12 protein-coding genes and 1 riboswitch are annotated in these 18,477 nt (G+C 70.9%); of the genes, 4 read left to right on the plus strand and 8 right to left on the minus strand.

Going from position 1 to position 18,477, the window contains the following annotated elements:
• The first annotated feature begins 8 nt into the window (after nucleotides 1-8).
• Entirely contained in the window at nucleotides 9-4,508 is a 4,500-nt protein-coding gene (locus AB0E94_RS28225; RefSeq protein ID WP_360331822.1) for an Ig-like domain-containing protein, read from the plus strand.
• Between the two features lie 77 nt (nucleotides 4,509-4,585).
• Here AB0E94_RS28225 and groL read toward each other — a convergent pair whose 3' ends face one another.
• A complete protein-coding gene (gene groL, locus AB0E94_RS28230) occupies nucleotides 4,586-6,208 on the minus strand; it encodes a chaperonin GroEL (protein WP_360331825.1) in 1,623 nt (540 codons plus the stop codon).
• A 300-nt stretch (nucleotides 6,209-6,508) separates the two neighbouring features.
• Nucleotides 6,509-7,207, minus strand: coding sequence for a hypothetical protein (locus tag AB0E94_RS28235; RefSeq protein ID WP_360331828.1), 699 nt, complete (start codon nucleotides 7,205-7,207; stop codon nucleotides 6,509-6,511).
• Nucleotides 7,208-7,290: 83 nt separating this feature from the next.
• On the opposite strand from AB0E94_RS28235, the gene AB0E94_RS28240 reads away from it, so the two are divergent.
• Together AB0E94_RS28240 and AB0E94_RS28245 are read left to right on the plus strand one after the other, a co-directional pair.
• A complete protein-coding gene (locus AB0E94_RS28240) occupies nucleotides 7,291-7,794 on the plus strand; it encodes a GNAT family N-acetyltransferase (protein WP_360331831.1) in 504 nt (167 codons plus the stop codon).
• Between the two features lie 22 nt (nucleotides 7,795-7,816).
• Nucleotides 7,817-8,287 (plus strand): hypothetical protein, encoded by a 471-nt coding sequence (locus tag AB0E94_RS28245; protein WP_360331834.1) that lies wholly within the window; start codon nucleotides 7,817-7,819, stop codon nucleotides 8,285-8,287.
• 236 nt (nucleotides 8,288-8,523) lie between these two features.
• Here AB0E94_RS28245 and thrC read toward each other — a convergent pair whose 3' ends face one another.
• From thrC to AB0E94_RS28265, 4 genes are all read right to left on the minus strand, one after another.
• Entirely contained in the window at nucleotides 8,524-9,807 is a 1,284-nt protein-coding gene (gene thrC, locus AB0E94_RS28250) for a threonine synthase (protein ID WP_360331837.1), read from the minus strand.
• A gap of 9 nt (nucleotides 9,808-9,816) precedes the next feature.
• A riboswitch (SAM riboswitch) is annotated at nucleotides 9,817-9,955 on the minus strand.
• Nucleotides 9,956-10,047: 92 nt separating this feature from the next.
• A complete protein-coding gene (locus AB0E94_RS28255; RefSeq protein WP_360331839.1) occupies nucleotides 10,048-10,956 on the minus strand; it encodes a GNAT family N-acetyltransferase in 909 nt (302 codons plus the stop codon).
• Between the two features lie 61 nt (nucleotides 10,957-11,017).
• On the minus strand, nucleotides 11,018-11,887 hold the full coding sequence (locus tag AB0E94_RS28260; protein WP_360331842.1) for an ABC transporter permease subunit: 870 nt from the start codon (nucleotides 11,885-11,887) through the stop codon (nucleotides 11,018-11,020).
• Nucleotides 11,888-11,960: 73 nt separating this feature from the next.
• Nucleotides 11,961-14,678, minus strand: coding sequence for an alpha/beta fold hydrolase (locus AB0E94_RS28265; RefSeq protein WP_360331845.1), 2,718 nt, complete (start codon nucleotides 14,676-14,678; stop codon nucleotides 11,961-11,963).
• A 121-nt stretch (nucleotides 14,679-14,799) separates the two neighbouring features.
• Here AB0E94_RS28265 and AB0E94_RS28270 point away from each other — a divergent pair, with 121 nt between their 5' ends.
• Entirely contained in the window at nucleotides 14,800-17,007 is a 2,208-nt protein-coding gene (locus tag AB0E94_RS28270) for an AAA family ATPase (RefSeq protein WP_360331848.1), read from the plus strand.
• A gap of 23 nt (nucleotides 17,008-17,030) precedes the next feature.
• On the opposite strand, the gene AB0E94_RS28275 is transcribed toward AB0E94_RS28270, so the two are convergent.
• Together AB0E94_RS28275 and AB0E94_RS28280 are read right to left on the minus strand one after the other, a co-directional pair.
• Nucleotides 17,031-17,378, minus strand: a complete 348-nt coding sequence (locus tag AB0E94_RS28275) for a DUF3263 domain-containing protein (RefSeq protein WP_360331850.1) — start codon at nucleotides 17,376-17,378, stop codon at nucleotides 17,031-17,033.
• Nucleotides 17,379-17,520: 142 nt separating this feature from the next.
• Nucleotides 17,521-18,306 carry a DeoR/GlpR family DNA-binding transcription regulator gene (locus AB0E94_RS28280; protein ID WP_360331852.1) on the minus strand — a complete coding sequence of 262 codons (786 nt, stop codon included), beginning with the start codon at nucleotides 18,304-18,306 and terminating at the stop codon, nucleotides 17,521-17,523.
• Between the last annotated feature and the right edge of the window lie 171 nt (nucleotides 18,307-18,477).

The raw sequence follows: 18,477 nt of genomic DNA on the forward strand, positions 1-18,477 counted from the left end.
GTGAGGTGGTGCGGGGACGGTCGCTCGGCATCCTGCTCCTGGTCCTGGCCGTGCTGGTCGCCGCGTCGCCGGGCGGACCGGTCACGGCGGCGATCACCACGGCGTTCACCGCCCGCTTCGAGGTGAACGCGAACGGCGCGATCATGCTGCGCGGGAACGCCAACATCACCTGCCCGCCGGCCACCTCACCGTGCACGACCGCCCGCAACGGCACCGGCTCGACCGCCACCGAGGAGCTGAACGACAACGGCTACGCGATGGTCTGGACCGACACCGACGGGGACCCGGCGACCTTCAACGACAGCACCGCGACGATCACCATGCCGCCCGGCAGCAGCGTTCTCTTCGCCGGGCTCTACTGGGGTGCGGATCCCCGCACGAGTTCCGGCGGCGCCCCCGCACCGGCCCCGGCCGACAAGGACAAGGTTCTCTTTCGTACGCCGTCCGCCGCCAACTGGAACCCGATCACCGCCACCAGTCTGAACATGATCTCGCCGACCGGCGCCTTCCAGGGATTCGCCGACGTGACAGCTCTGGTCGCCGGCGCCGGGAACGGCGTCTACGGGGTGGCGAACATCCAGGCCGGCCGGGGTGGCGACAGGTACGCCGGCTGGACCCTGGTGATCGCCTACCGCAACGCCGCCGAGGACTACCGCAGCCTGCGTGTCTACGACGGTTTCGGGTCGATCTCCGGCACCGAGACGGTGCAGATCCCGGTGACCGGCTTCGAGACGCCGCACAGCGGCCAGGTGCACGCCGAGGTCGGCGCCGTCGCCTACGAGGGCGACCTGGGCAAGTTCGGCGACGAGCTGCGGCTCAACGGCCAGGTGCTCAGCGACGGGGCGAACCCGTCGAACAACATCTTCAACAGCACCGTCAGCGAGGGCGGGACACCTGTCGGGGGCCGGAATCCGCCGTACTCGAACCTGTTCGGCGTCGACATCGACCAGATCGCCGCGGACGGGGTGCTCGGCAACGCGGTCACCAGCGCCACGCTGAGCATGAAGACCAGCGGGGAGACGTACTATCCGGGCGTTCTCACGATCGCCATCGACCTGTACGCCCCGAAGATCGTGACCACCTCGACGGCCACCGACGTGCACGGCGGCGCGCTGCTGCCCGGCGACGAGATCGAGTACCGGATCGACGTCCGCAACGAGGGCAACGACTGGGCCGACGGGGTGGTCGTCTCGGACGCGTTCCCGGCGTACACCGACTACGTGCCGGGCTCACTGAGAATCGAGGGGGTGCCGGCCACCGACCCGGCCGACGGTGACGCTTCCGAGGTGGCCGGTGGCGCCGCGGTGTTCCGGCTGGGCAGCATCCCCTATCTCGGCTCGACCTGGGTGACGTTCCGGGTCCGGGTCGCCCTGACCGTGCCGCCCGCGCACGCGATCACCAACCAGGTCAACGCGAGCTACACCGGGCGGACCACGAGTGTCAGCGTCACCTCGTCGGGCGGGACGGTGGCCAGCACCGTGCTCCAGCCGGACGCCGATCTGGCCGCCGGGCTCACCGTCAGCCCGGACCGGGTGCAGCGGCCGGCCACGCCACAGCCGGTGGCGTACACCGCGACCGTCACCAACGCCGGCCCGGATCTGGAGCCGGCCGCCCGCGCCACGTTCACCCTGCCGGCCGGGGTCACCGTGGGCGTCCTTCCGGCCGGGTGCACACCCGCCGGTCAGATCGTCACCTGCCTGCTCGGGCCGTTGCTGGCCGGGCATCAGGCGACCGTCACCGTGCCCGCCGAGGTGGACTCGACCGCCGCCGCGTCCGCGGACGCCGGCCTGGACGTCTCCGGGGACGGCCGGGACACCGGCGCCGGCGACGACTCCGCCTCGGCGACGCTGCGGGTCAACACACCGCCGGCCGCCTCCGCCACCACCGTCTCCACCACGCACAACACCCCGGTCATCATCGACGTGCCGGCCCTGGTCAGCGACCCGGACGACGCGACCCTGACGATCACCCTGGCCGGGCTCCCGGCGCACGGCACGGCGGTCGCCGGGTCGAACGGGCGGATCACCTACCTGCCGGCGGTCGGCTGGACCGGGGCGGACACCCTCGTCTACCAGGTCGCCGACGGTTCGGGCGGATTCCGTACCGCCACGATCACGGTGACCACCGCCAACGTGGCACCGGTCGCCGCCGACGACGAGATCAGCACCGGGTCCGGGCATTCCGTGGTGATCGACGTGCTGGACAACGACACCGACGTGAACGTCCCGGAATCACTCACCGTCATCAGCTTCACCCCGCCCGCGCTGTCCGAGGGCTCGGTCATCCGGTCCGGGAACTCGTTCACCTTCACCCCGGCGTTCGGGTTCGCGAGCCGGGCGCACTTCACCTACACGATCGAGGACAGTCACGGCGATCAGGATGTGGCGGACGTCTGGGTGGACGTGGCGAACGCCGCGCCCACCGCGGCCGACGACCTGGCGTCCACCGATCATCAGACGGACGTGCTGGTCGACGTGCTCGGCAACGACTCCGACTCGGACGGCGACGCGATCACCCTGGACACGGTCGGCACACCCGCGGTCGGCACCGCACTGATCGACAACGGACGGATCCGCTACCAGCCGCCGTTCGGGTTCCGGGGCGACGTGACCTTCCTCTACACGATCAGGGACATCAACAACGCCCCCGGAACCGCCAACATCACGGTCACCGTGCGCAATGCTCCGCCGCGCGCCGCCCCCTGGACCGTCAACACCGGCACCGGCCAGCACATCGACGTCACGGTGCTCGGCCCCGGCCTGGCCGACGACGACAATCCGGGCGATTCGCTCTGGATCGCCGGGACCACCCTCCCGGCGCACGGCACCGCGGTGGTCCAGGCAGGCGGCATCATCCGCTACACCCCTGATCAAACCTTCTGGGGTACGGACCAGCTCGACTACACGATCGACGACGGGCACGGCGGGACCGTCACCGAGCGGATCACGGTGAACGTGGCGAACGGGCTGCCGGTGGCGCGCGCCGACGCGGTCACCGTCCCGGCCGGGGCGCCGAAGGTGATCGACGTGCTGGCCAACGACGACGACGATCCGAACGGCGAGACCCTGACCGTCACGGTGACGGCCGGGCCCGCCCACGGGACCGCGGTCCCCGGTCCGGGCCGGACGATCACGTACACCCCGTCAGGCGGCTACCTCGGCGCGGACCAGTTCGACTACCGGCTCAGCGACGGGACCGGCACGACCACCGCCACCGTGACGATAGGAGTGGTCAACGCCGCACCACAGGCCCGCGCCGACACCGCCACCACCGACACGAACACCGAGGTCACCGTCGATGTGCTCGCCAACGACGACGACCCGAACGGCGACCCGCTCAGCCTGGTCGCGGCGACCTCGCCCGGATTCGGCACGATCCAGCAGGCCGGCGGGGTCCTCACCTACCGCCCGGCGACCGGGTTCCAGGGCCTCGACACGGTCTCGTACACCATCGAGGACCCGGTCCACGCCACCTCGACGGCCGTGCTCACCGTGCTGGTCCGCAACGCTCCGCCGGTCGCCCTGAACGACGCCTACTCCGTCGCCGGGTCCACGGTCGTGATCTTCGACGTGCTGGCCAACGACCACGATCCGAACACCGGGCAGACCCTCACGCTGACCGAGGTCCGGGCGGCCGCCAACGGCACCGCCTGGCTCGACACCGACCAGGCGATCACGTACGTCTCCCGGGCCGGCGTCACCTCGGACTCCTTCACCTACGTGGTCAGTGACGACCTGGGGCGCGTCGCCACCGCCTCGGTGACCGTCCAGCTCCTACCGCCGGCGCCGTCCGCGTCGGCCTCGCCGTCCGTCTCCCCGCCGGCACCTGCGTCCCCGTCAGCATCCCCGTCGGCTTCCACGTCCCCGTCGGCTTCCACATCCCCGTCAGCATCCGTGTCGCCGTCAGCATCCGTGTCGCCGTCGGTTTCCGTGTCGCCGTCCCCATCTGCGTCCCCACCCGCTTCGCCGTCGCCGTCTGCTTCGCCGTCGCCGTCCGGCCCGCCGGTCACCGTGCCTCCGACCAGGCCGCCGGCATCGCCGTCACCGACCGGCCGGGTGCCGAACCGGCCTCCGCTGGTGACCGGCGACCTGACCGCCGTCACGTCCGGCGAGCAGGTCACCCTGTGGCCGGCCGGGAACGACACGGACCCCGACGGTGACCGCCTGACCCTGGTGGCCGTCGGGCAGCCGGCCCACGGAACGGCCCGGATCGGCGGTGCCGCCGCGGCCACGGCCGGGAACACGGGCACGGTGCGGTACATCCCGGACGCCGGGTTCGCCGGGATCGACAGGTTCACCTACACGGTCACCGACTGGCGGGGCGGCACCGCCACCGGCACGATCACCGTCCGGGTCACCGCCGCCACCCCGGAACCGACGCCACCCGACGTGCCGGTGACCGGCCCGGACAGTGCCTCCGTGGCCCGAGTGGGCGCTCTGGCCGTACTCTCCGGGGTCCTGCTGCGGTGGCTGACGGCCCTCGAACCGGGACGGCACCGCCGACGGTGACGGAAGACAGAGCCGATGACGGACGGAAAGCAGAACGGGCGGCCCGCCGAAGCGGACCGCCCGTTCTAAGACTGGACTCAGAAGTCCATGTCACCGCCGCCCGGGGCACCGGCCGGAGCCGGGGACTTCTCGGGCTTGTCGGCCACGACGGCCTCGGTGGTGAGGAACAGCGCGGCGATCGACGCGGCGTTCTGCAGCGCCGAGCGGGTGACCTTGGCCGGGTCGATGATGCCCGCGGCCAGCAGGTCGACGTACTCGCCGTTCGCGGCGTTCAGGCCCCAACCCGCTTCGAGGTTGCGCACCTTCTCGACCACGACGCCGCCCTCGAGGCCGGCGTTGACGGCGATCTGACGCAGCGGGGCGTCGAGCGCGACCTTGACGATGTTGGCACCGGTGGCCTCGTCGCCGGACAGGTCGAGCTTCTCGAACGCGAACTTGCCGGCCTGGACCAGCGCCACGCCACCACCGGGGACGATGCCCTCCTCGACGGCCGCCTTCGCGTTGCGAACGGCGTCCTCGATGCGGTGCTTGCGCTCCTTGAGCTCGACCTCGGTGGCCGCGCCGACCTTGATCACCGCAACGCCGCCGGCCAGCTTGGCCAGGCGCTCCTGCAGCTTCTCACGGTCGTAGTCGGAGTCCGAGCGCTCGATCTCGGCGCGGATCTGGTTGACCCGGCCCTGGATCTGGTCGGCGTTGCCGGCACCGTCGACGATGGTGGTCTCGTCCTTGGTGATGACGATCTTGCGGGCCTGGCCCAGCAGGGACAGGTCAGCGGCGTCCAGCTTGAGGCCGACCTCTTCGCTGATGACGGCGCCACCGGTGAGGATGGCGATGTCCTCCAGCATGGCCTTGCGGCGGTCACCGAAGCCGGGGGCCTTGACGGCGACCGACTTGAAGGTGCCACGGACCTTGTTGACGACCAGGGTGGCCAGGGCCTCGCCCTCGACGTCCTCGGCGATGATCACGAGGGGCTTGCCGCCCTGCATGACCTTCTCCAGGATCGGGAGCAGGTCCTTGACCGCGGAGATCTTGCTGTTCGCGATCAGGATGTAGGGGTCGTCGAAGACGGCCTCCATGCGCTCGGCGTCGGTCATGAAGTACGCCGAGATGAAGCCCTTGTCGAAGCGCATACCCTCGGTGAGCTCGAGCTCGAGGCCGAAGGTGTTGCTCTCCTCGACGGTGATGACGCCTTCCTTGCCGACCTTGTCCATGGCCTCGGCGACCTTCTCGCCGACCGTGGTGTCAGCGGCCGAGATGGAGGCGGTGGAGGCGATCTGCTCCTTGGTCTCCACGTCCTTCGCGAGCTTGCTCAGCTCCTCGGAGACGCTGGCCACGGCGGCCTCGATGCCCCGCTTGAGGGCCATCGGGTTGGCGCCGGCGGCCACGTTGCGCAGGCCCTCACGGACCAGTGCCTGGGCGAGGACGGTCGCGGTCGTCGTGCCGTCACCGGCGACGTCGTCGGTCTTCTTGGCGACCTCCTTGACCAGCTCGGCGCCGATCTTCTCGAAGGTGTCCTCGAGCTCGATCTCCTTGGCGATGGATACACCATCGTTGGTGATCGTGGGGGCGCCCCACTTCTTCTCGAGCACGACGTTGCGACCCTTGGGGCCGAGCGTCACCTTGACGGCGTCGGCGAGCTGGTTCATGCCACGCTCGAGGCCCCGACGAGCCTCCTCGTCGAATGCGATGATCTTGGCCATACGGCGTTGTCCTCCCGGACATCCGCGGCGCCGGGCCTCGTCGGCCCCGCTCTCCGCACGTTGAGGAAGTCTGCGGACGCCACCACCTGGCGAAGGTGACGTCCTCAGGCCGAGCCGGATAGCCCGCGACGACCGGCTCCGTGCCCCGATGCCGATGGCAGCATCGCGACCGGAACCCCACCGTCCCGACCTGCTGGCACTCAGCATGCGCGAGTGCCAATCACTTGTTTAGCACTCTCCGATGGCGAGTGCAAGAAACCCCATCTTCCCGCGAAACACCCGCCGGTGGCCGCGATTCGGCTAAGGATCTTGACGGCCCAGGTCAGAGGGGGTGGCGACCCATGCCGGGGCGGCCGAGGGTGACGTGACGAGCACCGCAATCGCCCAACCGACCAGAAGGACCGCGTCCACCGCCGGCCACCCCAGCGGCAGCGCGTCGATCACGGGGACCGGGGTCCACAACTCCACGGCGTTCAGTACCGCCACGGCCACTGAGGCCACCACCAGACCCCACAGGTTGCTGCGGCCGGACACCGGCGGGAACAGGACGATGCCCAGCAGACCGTGGGCGAGCAGCGTCAGCGCATGGATCACCGGCGACAGCACCTCCAGGGGCAGACCGGCCTCCAGAAGTGTGCTGAACGGAAGAGCCGTGAACAGGAGGCTCTGCGCGAACACCAGACCGATCGACGCCACCAGAAAGCCCAGTGCCCGGCCTACGGTCACCCGGCGGCCCGCCAGCGCGGCGACGATCGTCAGCGACACGACCTCGGGAAGGGCGTCGATGGTCACCCCTGCGGCCCAGAAGGCCGGCCCGAAGTCGTAGTCAGGCGACGTCATCAAGGCGTTCACGGTCAACGGATAGGCGACCGTGACCACGAAGGTGATCAGCACCGCCGCGGCGACCCCCCACGGGCGGGTACGCACGAGCCGGAGACCGGAGACCGGCTCGGGGGCCGGGGGCTCCTCCGCGTACGGCCGCGGGAACTCATCGCTCATCGTCGAATCATGACCCATCCGGGCCACTCGACTTAGCGACAACCCGGTTGCCGACCAGGCATCCCAGCGGTAGGGATGGACCCATGGAGAACTGGGACGTACGGCGGGTGACCCCGGACGACGCCGGGCGGATGCGGGCGCTTCGCCTGGAGATGCTGGCCGACAGTCCACTGGCGTTCCTGGAGACCCTGGCCCAGGCCGCGGCACGACCGCACGAGAACTACCGGCAGCGGATCGCGCAGTCGTCGGAGGGACCGGACACGGCCCAGTTCATCGTCGACCCGGGCGGGCCGCTGGTCGGGCACGCCGGCGGGACCACGGTGCCCGGCGAGCCGGGTTGCACGGTCATCTTCGCGGTCTACCTGACTCCGGCCGCCCGGGGCGGCAAGATGCTCGGCCAGCTCGTCGAGGCGGTCGCCGACTGGTCCGCGGCGGCCGGGCGGGACGAGCTGCTGCTCGAGGTGGTCTGCGGCAACGACCGGGCCGTCCGGGCGTACGAGAAGCTGGGCTTCACCGACACCGGGGTCCGGCTGCCGCACCCGACCGTGCGGGTCCTCACCGAGTTGCAGATGCGCCGGCGGGTCTGAGATGGCCGGGCGCGGGTGGCACGTGACGCGGACGACGCTGACCGCGGTGAACGGGACGACCCTCGTCGGGCTGCTGGTGGCCCTCGGCACCGGCACGAAGGTCCGGCGAGGACGCCACGGGGTGCTGATCGCGGAGAACTTCCGGTTCCGGATGCCGGCCGGCTCCTGCTTCACGGTCGGCTCGGTGATCATCACGAACCGCTCCGCCGAGTGGCTGCTCGCCGACGAACGGCTCCGGCTGTTCACCCACGAATCACGGCACGCGAGCCAGTACGCGTTCTTCGGCCCGCTGTTCTGGCCCGCCTACTGGCTCGCGTGTGGCTGGTCGATCGCACTGACCCCGTCCTACGGGGTGCGCAACTGGTTCGAGAAGAACGCGGGCCTGGCCGACGGGCATTACCCGCTCGAACTGCCGCTGCGCCCCTGGGTCCTGCGGGTGCTCCGCAAGGAAGTTGGTCGGGAGGACGGACGCACAGCACCTCCGGGCACGTAGCCGTTTGGGTCAGCGCTGGATCGTTGGGACCCTCTGGAGATTGTCGCCAAGCTCTGGTGAGGGGCCTCGTACGGCGTCGCGTCCTCCCGCAGAGAGCATCCTGCCCATCCGGAGATCGGAGTGCAAGTCCTCGGAGGAGGTAATTCTGACAACCGGCTGATCGTCGGTGACAGTCAGTGAGAGTTGGTCACGAATTGGTGACCTTCGCCCGTCCGCTCGGACGACCCGTAACGGGGTCAGCCGAGCAGGCCGGCCTCCCGGGCGCCGCGCAGCGACGGCTTGATCGTGTGGGTCGGTCCAACCTGGCCGGCCACCGCGTCGAGCGTCTTCAGGCCCTCGCCGGTGTTGTAGACGACGGTCTCCTTGGCAGGGTCGAGCTTGCCACTGGCCACCAGCTTCTTGAGCACCGCGACGGTGGTGCCGCCGGCGGTCTCGGCGAAGATGCCTGTCGTCTCGGCGAGCAGCCGGATGCCGGCCCGGATCTCGTCGTCGTTCGCGTAGTCCATCCAGCCGCCGGTGCGCTTCACGGCCTCGATCGCGTACGGCCCGGCGGCCGGGTCACCGATGTTCAGCGACTTGGCGATGCCGGTCGGCTTCACCGGGGTGATCACGTCGGTGTCGGCGTGCAGGGCGACCGCGATCGGGTTACAGCCCTCGGACTGGGCGCCGAAGACCGTCCAGCCGCCCTCCGGGGCCTCGGCCAGTCCGATCTCGACCAGCTCGGAGAACGCCTTGTCCACCTTGGTGAGCAGCTCGCCGGAGGCCATCGGGATGACCACCTGGGCCGGGATGCGCCAGCCGAGCTGCTCGGCCACCTCGTAGCCCAGCGTCTTCGAGCCCTCGGCGTAGAACGGGCGGACGTTCACGTTCACGAACGCGGTGTCCTCGAACTCGTCGGTCTCCACGAGCTCGCTGCACAGCCGGTTCACGTCGTCGTAGGAGCCCTCGATGGCGACCAGCTCGCCGCCGTACACCGCGGTCGTGATGATCTTGCCCGGCTCGAGGTCGGACGGGATGAAGACGATGCTCGGCACACCGGCCCGGGCCGCGTGGGCGGCGACCGAGTTGGCCAGGTTGCCGGTCGAGGCGCAGGAGAACCGCTTGAAGCCCAACTCCTTGGCCGCGGTCAGGGCCACCGAGACGACCCGGTCCTTGAACGAGTGCGTCGGGTTCTGCGAGTCGTCCTTGACGTAGAGCGGGGCCTCGATGCCGACCGCGGCGGCCAGCTGCGGGGCCGCCACCAGCGGGGTCAGGCCCGGGTCGAGGGTCACCCGGGTCGCCGGGTCCTGGCCGGCCGGCAGCAGGGCCGCGTAACGCCAGATGTTCTGCGGGCCCGCCTCGATCTGGGCCCGGGTCACCCGCGCGAGCGCCGCCTCGTCGTAGGCGACCTCGAGCGGGCCGAAACACTCGTAACAAGCGTGCTGCGCGGCCAGCGGGTACTCGGAGCTGCAAGCGCGACAGATCAGGCCACGAGCGGGCGACGTGGAGGTGGTCGAGGGTGCGTCAACGACAGACGTCATCAGAGTTTCCTCTCATCTTTCCCCGCGGCGACCTGCCGAAACGGGGACGGAATTAGCACCTGCCACGCGCGGCTCGTCATCGAGAATCGCTGCGCGGTGGTTGCCGGGGCTTCGTCGGGCCGTATCCCTCTGCCCCTCTGGATGAGGTATTCAGTTGTTTCCAACACCTTACGACGAGATCCCGCGTACGCCACACGGTCTTCCCGATGTGTGAGCCACCTCCTTCTCGGGGCTGACTTCTCAGAGCTGAGCCACGCAGGACACCTGGGTGGCCACCGTGCGGTAGCCGAGCCGGTCGTTGACCGCGAGCATCGGCTTGTTCTCCTCGGCGTTGCTGGTGTAGGCGGTTCGTACGCCGGAGGCCGCGGCGCGGCGCAGGGCCGCGTACTTGACCAGGCGGGCCAGACCACGGCCGCGATGCTCCGGAACCGTGGCGGTCATGTCCGACCACATCCGGTCGCCGTCCCGCAGCACCAGCGAGAACGACACGATCACGCCGTCCGCGACGGCGGCGATGCTGGTGTCCCGGTCCAGGCCCGGCTCGTCCCAGATCTCGTAACGCCACAGCGGGTAGGGCGTGGGCTGCGGCGGTGCCTCACCCGGCTCGTCCGTCGCGGCCGCCACATCCGCCGCGTACAGCGCCTCCTCGGTCACCTCGCGCAGCCGCACCACCTGGATCCCGGGTGGCGCCGGCACGAACGGCCGATCGCCGAACCCGGTCAGGTCCAGGCCCGAGAAACGCATCTCGCGGGACGGCTCGAACCCGTGGGCGCGGGCGAACCCGGCCGACTCCGGCCGGGCCCAGCAACTCGCCCGGCACACCCCGATCGACCGCAGATGGGTGGTCGCCTCGGTGAGCAGAGCCGTGCCGACACCCCGGCCCCGGTGCTGCGGGTGCACGTGCAACGCGATCCGGCCGAAGCCGGCATCCGACGAGCGGGTGTCCCGGAAGGCCGAGGCCTGGCCGATGATCCCACCGTTGCTCTCGGCCAGCAGGTAGATCCGGTCCCCGCCGGGTGGTGGGTCGGCGAACGTGCGGCGGGTGGAGGCCTCACCACGGACCAGATAGGGGTGGACCACGGCGCGGAGCGCGGCCGACGCCGCGGCGTCGTCGGGGTGGGCCGGGCGGATCGAGAAGTCAGCCGTCACGGCCGTCATGCCACCGTGCGGGTGCCCCGGCCGTCAACCCAATTGCGACCGGGGCACACCGTCAGGAGGTGACGTCCTTGCGGGTGAAGCGGTAGAAGGCGATGCCCCAGAACAGGGTCGCGTAGACGATCGCGGAGATCGCCCCCTTCGCCAGGTCCTCGCTCTGCACCGGAGTCGAGAGGAGGCCCATCCAGGCGTCCGAGTAGTGGCTCGGCAGGCCGTTACGGATGCTGCCGAGCGCCTCGATCTGGTCCAGGATGCTGGACAGGATCCAGAGCAGCACCGCGCCGCCGACCGCACCGAGAGCGGCGTCGGTCAGCACGGACAGCAGGAACGCCAGGCCGGCCACCACGAGCAGGGTGGTCGCCAGATAGGCGCAGATCCCCAGCAGCCGCAGCAGACCCTCGCCGGGCGGGATCTCGGCGGCGATCGTGCTGCCCATCGGGGACCAGCCGTACCGCAGGGTGCCGACCAGCAGGCTGGTGCCGACCAGCAGGAGCATGGCCAGCAGCGAATAGCCGGCGGCGACGGTCAGCTTGACGCCGAGCAGCCGGGCCCGCGGGACCGGGATCGCCAGCAGGTAGCGCAGGCTGCCCCAGCTCGCCTCGCTGGCCACCGTGTCGCCGAAGAACAGCGCGACCACCACCACCAGCAGGAACCCGGCCGACACGGCGAGACCGAAGAGCGCGAAGTTCAGCCCGCCGGAGGTGGCCAGGTCGGACATGCTGCTGAACGCGCCGCCGCCGTTGCCGTCGTCGTCGCCACCGCCGCCACCACCGAACTCGAAGGCGGCCAGCACGATCAACGGCAACAGGACCATGAAACCGAGCGCCAGCTGGGTACGCCGCCGGGACGCCTGCCGGCGCACCTCGGCCCAGAGCGGCATGGTGCGCGACGGCTTGTAGCCCGAAGCCGCCTCCAACGTGGTCATCGCGCCACCTCCGCTGCGCTCCGGTGTCGCGACGACGTTGAACCTGTGCTGATTGATTCGCTCGCCAGCTCGCTCATCGGTCTCCACTTCCTCGCGAGTTGTCGCCGACCAGGGACAGGAACGCGTCCTCCAGGCGGCGGCGTGGCACCAGCCGGTCCACCCCGATGCCGGCGCCGACCAGGGAGGCCACCACCTCGGAGCGGGCCGTGCCGTTCATGTCGACGATCAGGCCGTTGGGGCCTTCGGTCTTGACCGAGGCCACCCCCAGGTCCTGAAGGATCCGGGTGGCCGCCGGCACGTCCGAGACGTCCAGCTGCACCGACGGGGAGTCCCCGACGATGTCGCTGACCGGGCCGGACGCGACGATCCGCCCCTTGTTGACGACGACCGCGTGGGTGCAGGTCTGCTCCACCTCGGCGAGCAGGTGGCTGGAGACCAGCACGGCCCGGCCGTCGGTGGCGTACCGCTGCAGGACACGGCGCATCTCGGCGATCTGCGGCGGGTCCAGTCCGTCCGTCGGCTCGTCGAGCACCAGCAGCTCCGGCAGGCCGAGCATGGCCTGCGCGATGGCGAGCCGCTGCCGCATGCCGTGGCTGTACTTGCGGGTCTTGCGGTGCACCGAGTCGCCCAGGCCGGCGATCTCCAGGGCCTCGGCGAAGTGAGCGTCCTCCCACGGACGGCCGGTGGCCTGCCAGTACGCCTTCAGGTTCTCCTCACCGGTCAGGTGCGGCAGGAAGCCGGGGCCCTCGACCAGCGCGCCGACCCGCGACAGGATCGGGGCGCCGGGAACCAGCCGGTGCCCGAAGACGTAGATCTCGCCCGCGGTCGGCTGGGTCAGGCCCATCAGCACCCGCAGCGTGGTGGTCTTGCCGGCGCCGTTCGGGCCGAGCAGGCCGACGACCTGACCGCGCTCAACGGTGAAGTCGATCTCCTGGACCGCCACGAACCCGTCGCCGTACGCCTTCCGGAGCCCGTTCACCACGAGCGGGGTGTCCACGTGCTCCGCGACCACGGCGACGTCCCGCCGCCGGTGCCGGATCCGGCTGACCAGCAGCAGCACGGCCAGCCCGAGCAGGATCGCGCCGATCACGCCGGCCAGCACGTACCACCAGAGGCTGCCCGGATCGGCGATCGGTGTGCCGGTCAGCGTCGGCAGGGTCAGCGCCGGCTCCACCGCGACCGTGTACGTCGCCGGCTGGGCGGGCGTGAGGAATGCCTGGTCGGAGGTGGCGACTGTCACCCGTACCGTATGACCTGCCTCGATCTGCCGAACGATCGCCGGAAGCGTGACGCTGACCGGTTGGGCCTGTGCGATATCGGCCGGCAGGCCGGTGAGCCGGATCGGCGCGACCAGGCCGGCGCTGAGCGTCGCCGACCCGTTGGCGTCGACGTCGTAGAGCTTGACGAAGAGGACCGCCTCGCCCGTCGGTGACCCCGCCCGCAGCCGGACCGTGGGCGCGCCGGCCACCTCGACCGGAGTGGTCAGCGCGGCCGACTCGAAGTTCGCGTGCTGGCCCGGGACGTCCATGGCGACGCCGCCGCTGAGCACCGAACTGAGCCGGCTGGTGATGCCCGGCACCGAGGAGATGGCGCCCGGGTTGCCGTTCGGCGGGTTCGCGATCGGCTGCGCCGCGCCCTGCACGGTGATCTCGGTGCTGCCGGTGCCGGTGAGGCCCGGGTACGAGCCGGTGGAGTAGCCGTTGGTGACCAGCCCGCGGTCGAGCGCGCTGAACCCCGCCACCCGGGAGAACGTGAAGTCGTCGCCGGGCGCGTCGCCCTCGCCCTTCAGGTAGTGGTCGAGCCACTGGACCGTCAGGTACTTCAGCCGGTCGGAGTCGGAGCGCGGGCCACCGCCGCCGTCGTGGCCGCCGGTGAACCAGGCGACCCGCACCGGGGTGCCGGCCGCGGCGATGCCCTTGGCGTTGGCGTCCGCCTCGGAGAGCGGGAAGAGGGTGTCGACCGCGCCCTGGATCAGCAGCGTCGGCGCCTTGATCCGGTCGAGCACGGTGGCCGGGCTGGACTTGAGCAGCAGGGCCTTGGTGGTCTCGTCGGGGGTGCCGGTGGTGGCCATCTGCAGGTACGCCTTGCAGACGTCCTCGGCGAACCGGCCGCACGCGGGATCGCCCTGCTCCTGGCCGCGGCCGCCGGGCATCAGCGAGCCCGCTCCGTTGCCGAAGAAGTAGCCGGCCCACGCCTTCTTGAAGACCCCGCCCGGGACGAGCGCCTGGTTCAGGTCGTTCCAGGTGATCTGCGGGACGATCGCGTCGACCCGCTGATCCTGGGCGGCCAGCAGCAGCGCCAGAGCGCCACCGTAGGAGCCGCCGACCGCCGCGACCTTCGGGTCCCCGGCGGTGTCGGTGACCACCTCGGGACGGGCGGCCAGCCAGTCGAGCAGCTTCTGCGCGTCCTTGACCTCGTGGTCCGGGCTGTCCAGGTGGATCTGCCCGGTGCTGCGGCCGAACCCGCGGGCGGTGTACGCGAGGACCGCGTAACCCCGCTCGGCGAGCGACTCGGCGTCCTCCCGGACCGACTCCTTGGAACCGCCGAACCCGTGGGCCAGCAGCACCGCGGGCACCTTGCCGTCCCGGTCGGCGGGCAGGTAGAAACGGGCGTCCAGCTCGACGTCGGCGCCGGCGATCCGGAGATCCTCGGTGGTCCAGGCGTCAGGCGCCGGGCGGACCGCCCAGACGGCGGCGCCGGCCAGCACCACGAGAGCGGCGGCCGCGGGCAGGACCCGGCGCCGGGGAAGCCGGGAAAGCGCACGGCGCAGTCCGGCGGTCAGGTCAGGCATGGCGCACACGCTAGCTCGATCCAACTGAGCGGTGCCTGTGAAACCTCTCAGCCGACAGCGCTACCCAGCGCCGGATAGCGTGGACGCCGCAGTCCCACCCACCTTCGGAAAGGCACGCCCGGTGGCCGATGACCTCACGCTGACCGTGACCCTGCGACCGGCCGCCCTGGACGCGCGACGTGGCATCGTGCGGTTGCACCCGGAGGTGATGGCCGCGCTGGCTCTGCGTTCCGGCGATCCGGTGCGGCTGACCGGTGCCCGGACCACGGCCGGGATCGTGGCCAAGGCCGAGTCGACGGCCGGGCGGGGCCTGCTCTACGCCGACGATCTGACCCTCGGCAACCTCGGCATGCGCGACGGCGGCCAGGTCACCGTCACGCCGGTCCCGGTGACGCAGGCGACCAGGGTGACCCTGGCCGGCCCGGCCGAGGTGGTCGCCGTGGTCTCCCCCGAGATGCTGCGGCTGGCGCTGCTCGGCAAGGTGGTCAGCGCCGGCGACGACGTCTCCCTGCTGCCGCAGGACGTGCTCCCGGAGGCCGGGCACCGGCCCCTGGTCGAGGCGGCCCGGCGCAGTCTCGCCAACCGGGTCGGTTACGCCTGGACGAGCACCCTGCTCAACGTGATCGAGGTGGCCGGCGGCGACGCCTCGCTGGTCACCATGGACACCGTCGTCGCCTGGCAGGACGGCCCGTCCGCGGCCGCCGCTCCGGCGGCCCGCCCGGCGGTCTCCCCGGACGCGCCGGCCTCGACCGACCCGGATGTGCCGCCGCTCAGCCTGGACGATCTGCCGGGCCTCCGCGCCCAGGCCAAGGAGCTGGAGGAACTGCTCGATCTCGGTTTCCACCACCGGGAGGTGCTGGCCAAACTGGGCACCCGGGTGACACTCGGCGTGTTGATCTCCGGCCCCGCCGGGTCCGGCAAATCGGCGCTGGTCCGGGCGGTCGGCGCGGCGGTCAGCGCCGAGGTGCGCACGGTCTGGGCGCCCGAGCTCGCGGCTCTCACCAACAATGCGGCGGCGGCCAGGTTGCGAGAGCTTTCCAAGGAGGTACGAGCGAGGCAGCCGGCCGTTCTGCTGATCTCCGATGTCGAGGCGCTCGCTCCACGTGAGGAGCCCGGCCCGATCTCCACGGTGTTCCGTCAGGTGTTGGCCGACACGCTCGCCGACGGGACCGCTGTCGTCTGCACCACGAGCAAGCCGGAGTCGGTGGACCCGTCGCTGCGTGCCCCGGAGCTGCTGTCCGTCCAGTTCACCGTGCCGCTGCCGGATTCGGCGATGCGGCGGGAGCAGCTGGGCGTGCTGACCCGCGGGATGCCACTGGCCGAGGATGTGCGGCTGGACGAGGTCGCCGGGCGTACCCCCGGTTTCGTCGCCGCCGATCTCGGCGCGCTGGCCCGGGAGGCCGGGGTCCGGGCCGCTCTCCGGCAGAAGGAGGCGCCGTCGCCGACAGTCACCATGGCCGATTTCGAGGCAGCCCTCGACGTGGTCCGGCCCACCTCGATGGCCGAGTCCACGCTGGAGGTCGCCGCGGTCACCCTGGACGACGTCGGCGACATGGCCGAGGTCAAGCAGGTGCTCACCGAGTCGGTGCTGTGGCCGCTCACCTATCCGGACACGTTCGCCCGGCTCGGCGTCTCGCCGCCGCGCGGCGTGCTGCTCTACGGCCCGCCCGGCTGCGGAAAGACCTATCTGGTCAAAGCCATCGCGGGTACGGGTAAAGCGAACGTCCTTTCCGTCAAAGGCGCCGAGCTGCTCAGCAAGTGGGTCGGCGACAGTGAGAAGTCGGTGCGGGAGCTGTTCCGCCGGGCCCGGGAGGCGGCCCCGACACTCGTCTTCCTGGACGAGGTGGACGCGCTGGCCCCGGCCCGTGGGCAGGGCACCGACGGCGGTGTCACCGATCGGGTGGTGGCCGCGCTGCTGACCGAGTTGGACGGTGTCGAAGACCTGCGCAACGTGGTGGTGATCGGCGCGACCAACCGGCCCGACCTGATCGATCCGGCGCTGCTGCGGCCGGGCCGGCTGGAGCGGCTGGTGTTCGTGCCGCCGCCGGACGCCGAGGCCCGGACCGCGATCCTGCGCGCGTCGTCGAAGGCGGTTCCGCTGGACTCGTCGGTCGACCTGGTCGAGCTCGGCGCTTCGCTCGACGGGTTCTCGGCCGCCGACTGTGCCGCGCTGATCCGGGAGTCGGCGCTGGCCGCGATGCGCGACTCGCTGGAGGCGACGACGGTCACCGCGGCGAACGTGGCGACGGCCCGCTCTCGCGTCCGCCCCTCACTGGACCCGGACCAGGTGGCGTGGCTGGCCGCGTACGCCGACTCCCACCAGCCCTGACCTCACCGCCGACCCGGCTGGGTTCAGCGGCGGCGGGTGCGGGCGCGGGCCGAGCGGAGGCGACGGAGGCGGCCGACCAGGACCGGGTCCTTCTCCAGGGCGGCCGGGTTGTCGAGCAGGCTGTTGAGGAGCTGGTAGTAGCGGGTCGAGGAGAGGCCGAAGGTGTCCCGGATGGCCTGCTCCTTGGAGCCGGCGTGCTTCCACCACTTGCCCTCGAACGCGAGGATCTCCTGCTCCCGATCGGTGAGCGCGGCCTCCGGAACGGGGGTGACCGGCTCCGCCACACGTGGGGCAGGGATGTGCTGCTGCTCCTCGACCGGCTGGTCACCGGTCGGTTCGGCGGCGGGCTGCATGGCGCTCCCAGACGGCATCGGTGACCACGGATTTCACGAGGGATCCTCAGCATAGGACGCACCGAAGATCCCCGCAGACGCTACCCGACGCGACACATCGACTACGGTCCGTCCAAATAGCTGCCACCCGATCGGCTAAATCACGGCCGATCTGAGGAAATCAGGCGGTGATGACGTCCACTCCGGCCTCCCGGAACGCGGCGATCGTCGAAGCGGACGCCCCGGAGTCGGTGACCAGCGTCTCGATCTTGCTGATCGGGCAGATCCGGGCGAACGCGTGGCCACCCAGCTTGGACGAGTCGGCGATCACCACGACCCGCTTGGCCCGGGCGACCATCAGGCTGTTCATCGACGCCTCACCCTCGTGGTGGGAGGCCGCGCCCAGCTCGACGTCGAGCGCGTCGACGCCGAGCAGCACGATGTCGAGGGTGACCTCCTTGAGGAGCGCTCCGCCGAGCGGGCCGACCACCTCGAAGGACTGCGGGCGCACCACACCACCGGCGACCACGATCTTCATGCGGGAGCGCAGCAGCAGCTCGTTGGCGATGTTCAGCGCGTTGGTGACCACGGTGAGCTGGGAGCCCTCGCCGCCGGCGTTGAGGTCGGGGCGGACCGCGAGCGCCCGGGCGACCTCGGTGATCGTGGTGCCGCCGTTGAGGCCGACGACGGTGCCGGGGGCGACCAGGCGGGCGGCGGTCTCACCGATGCGCTGCTTCTCGGCGGAGTGCTTGGCGCTCTTGTAGCGCAGCGGCAGGTCGTACGAGACCCCGTTGGCCACCGCGCCACCCCGGGTGCGGGTGATCATCTGCTGCTGGGCGAGCTGGTCGAAGTCGCGGCGAATGGTCGCCTGGGACACGTCGAGGCGCTCGGAGGCCTCCTCCACGGTCACCCGGCCGCTCTCCGTCAGTAGCTCAAGCAGGGCATTCCACCGCGCGTACCGGTCCACCCACCACTCTCCGATGCACGTTCCATGATAAGTGTGTGCACATTAGTGCGCGAAAGGCCCGGAAGCAAAGCCATCTGATGCGCGAAGGACCATTGGAACTTGCCCCCGCGGCAGCACTCTGAGCACAATAACGCGCGAAAGACCCGGGAACCGAGCGCGAATGCGCAGCAC

The organism is Actinoplanes sp. NPDC026670 (assembly GCF_040638175.1).
Lineage (GTDB): Bacteria > Actinomycetota > Actinomycetes > Mycobacteriales > Micromonosporaceae > Actinoplanes.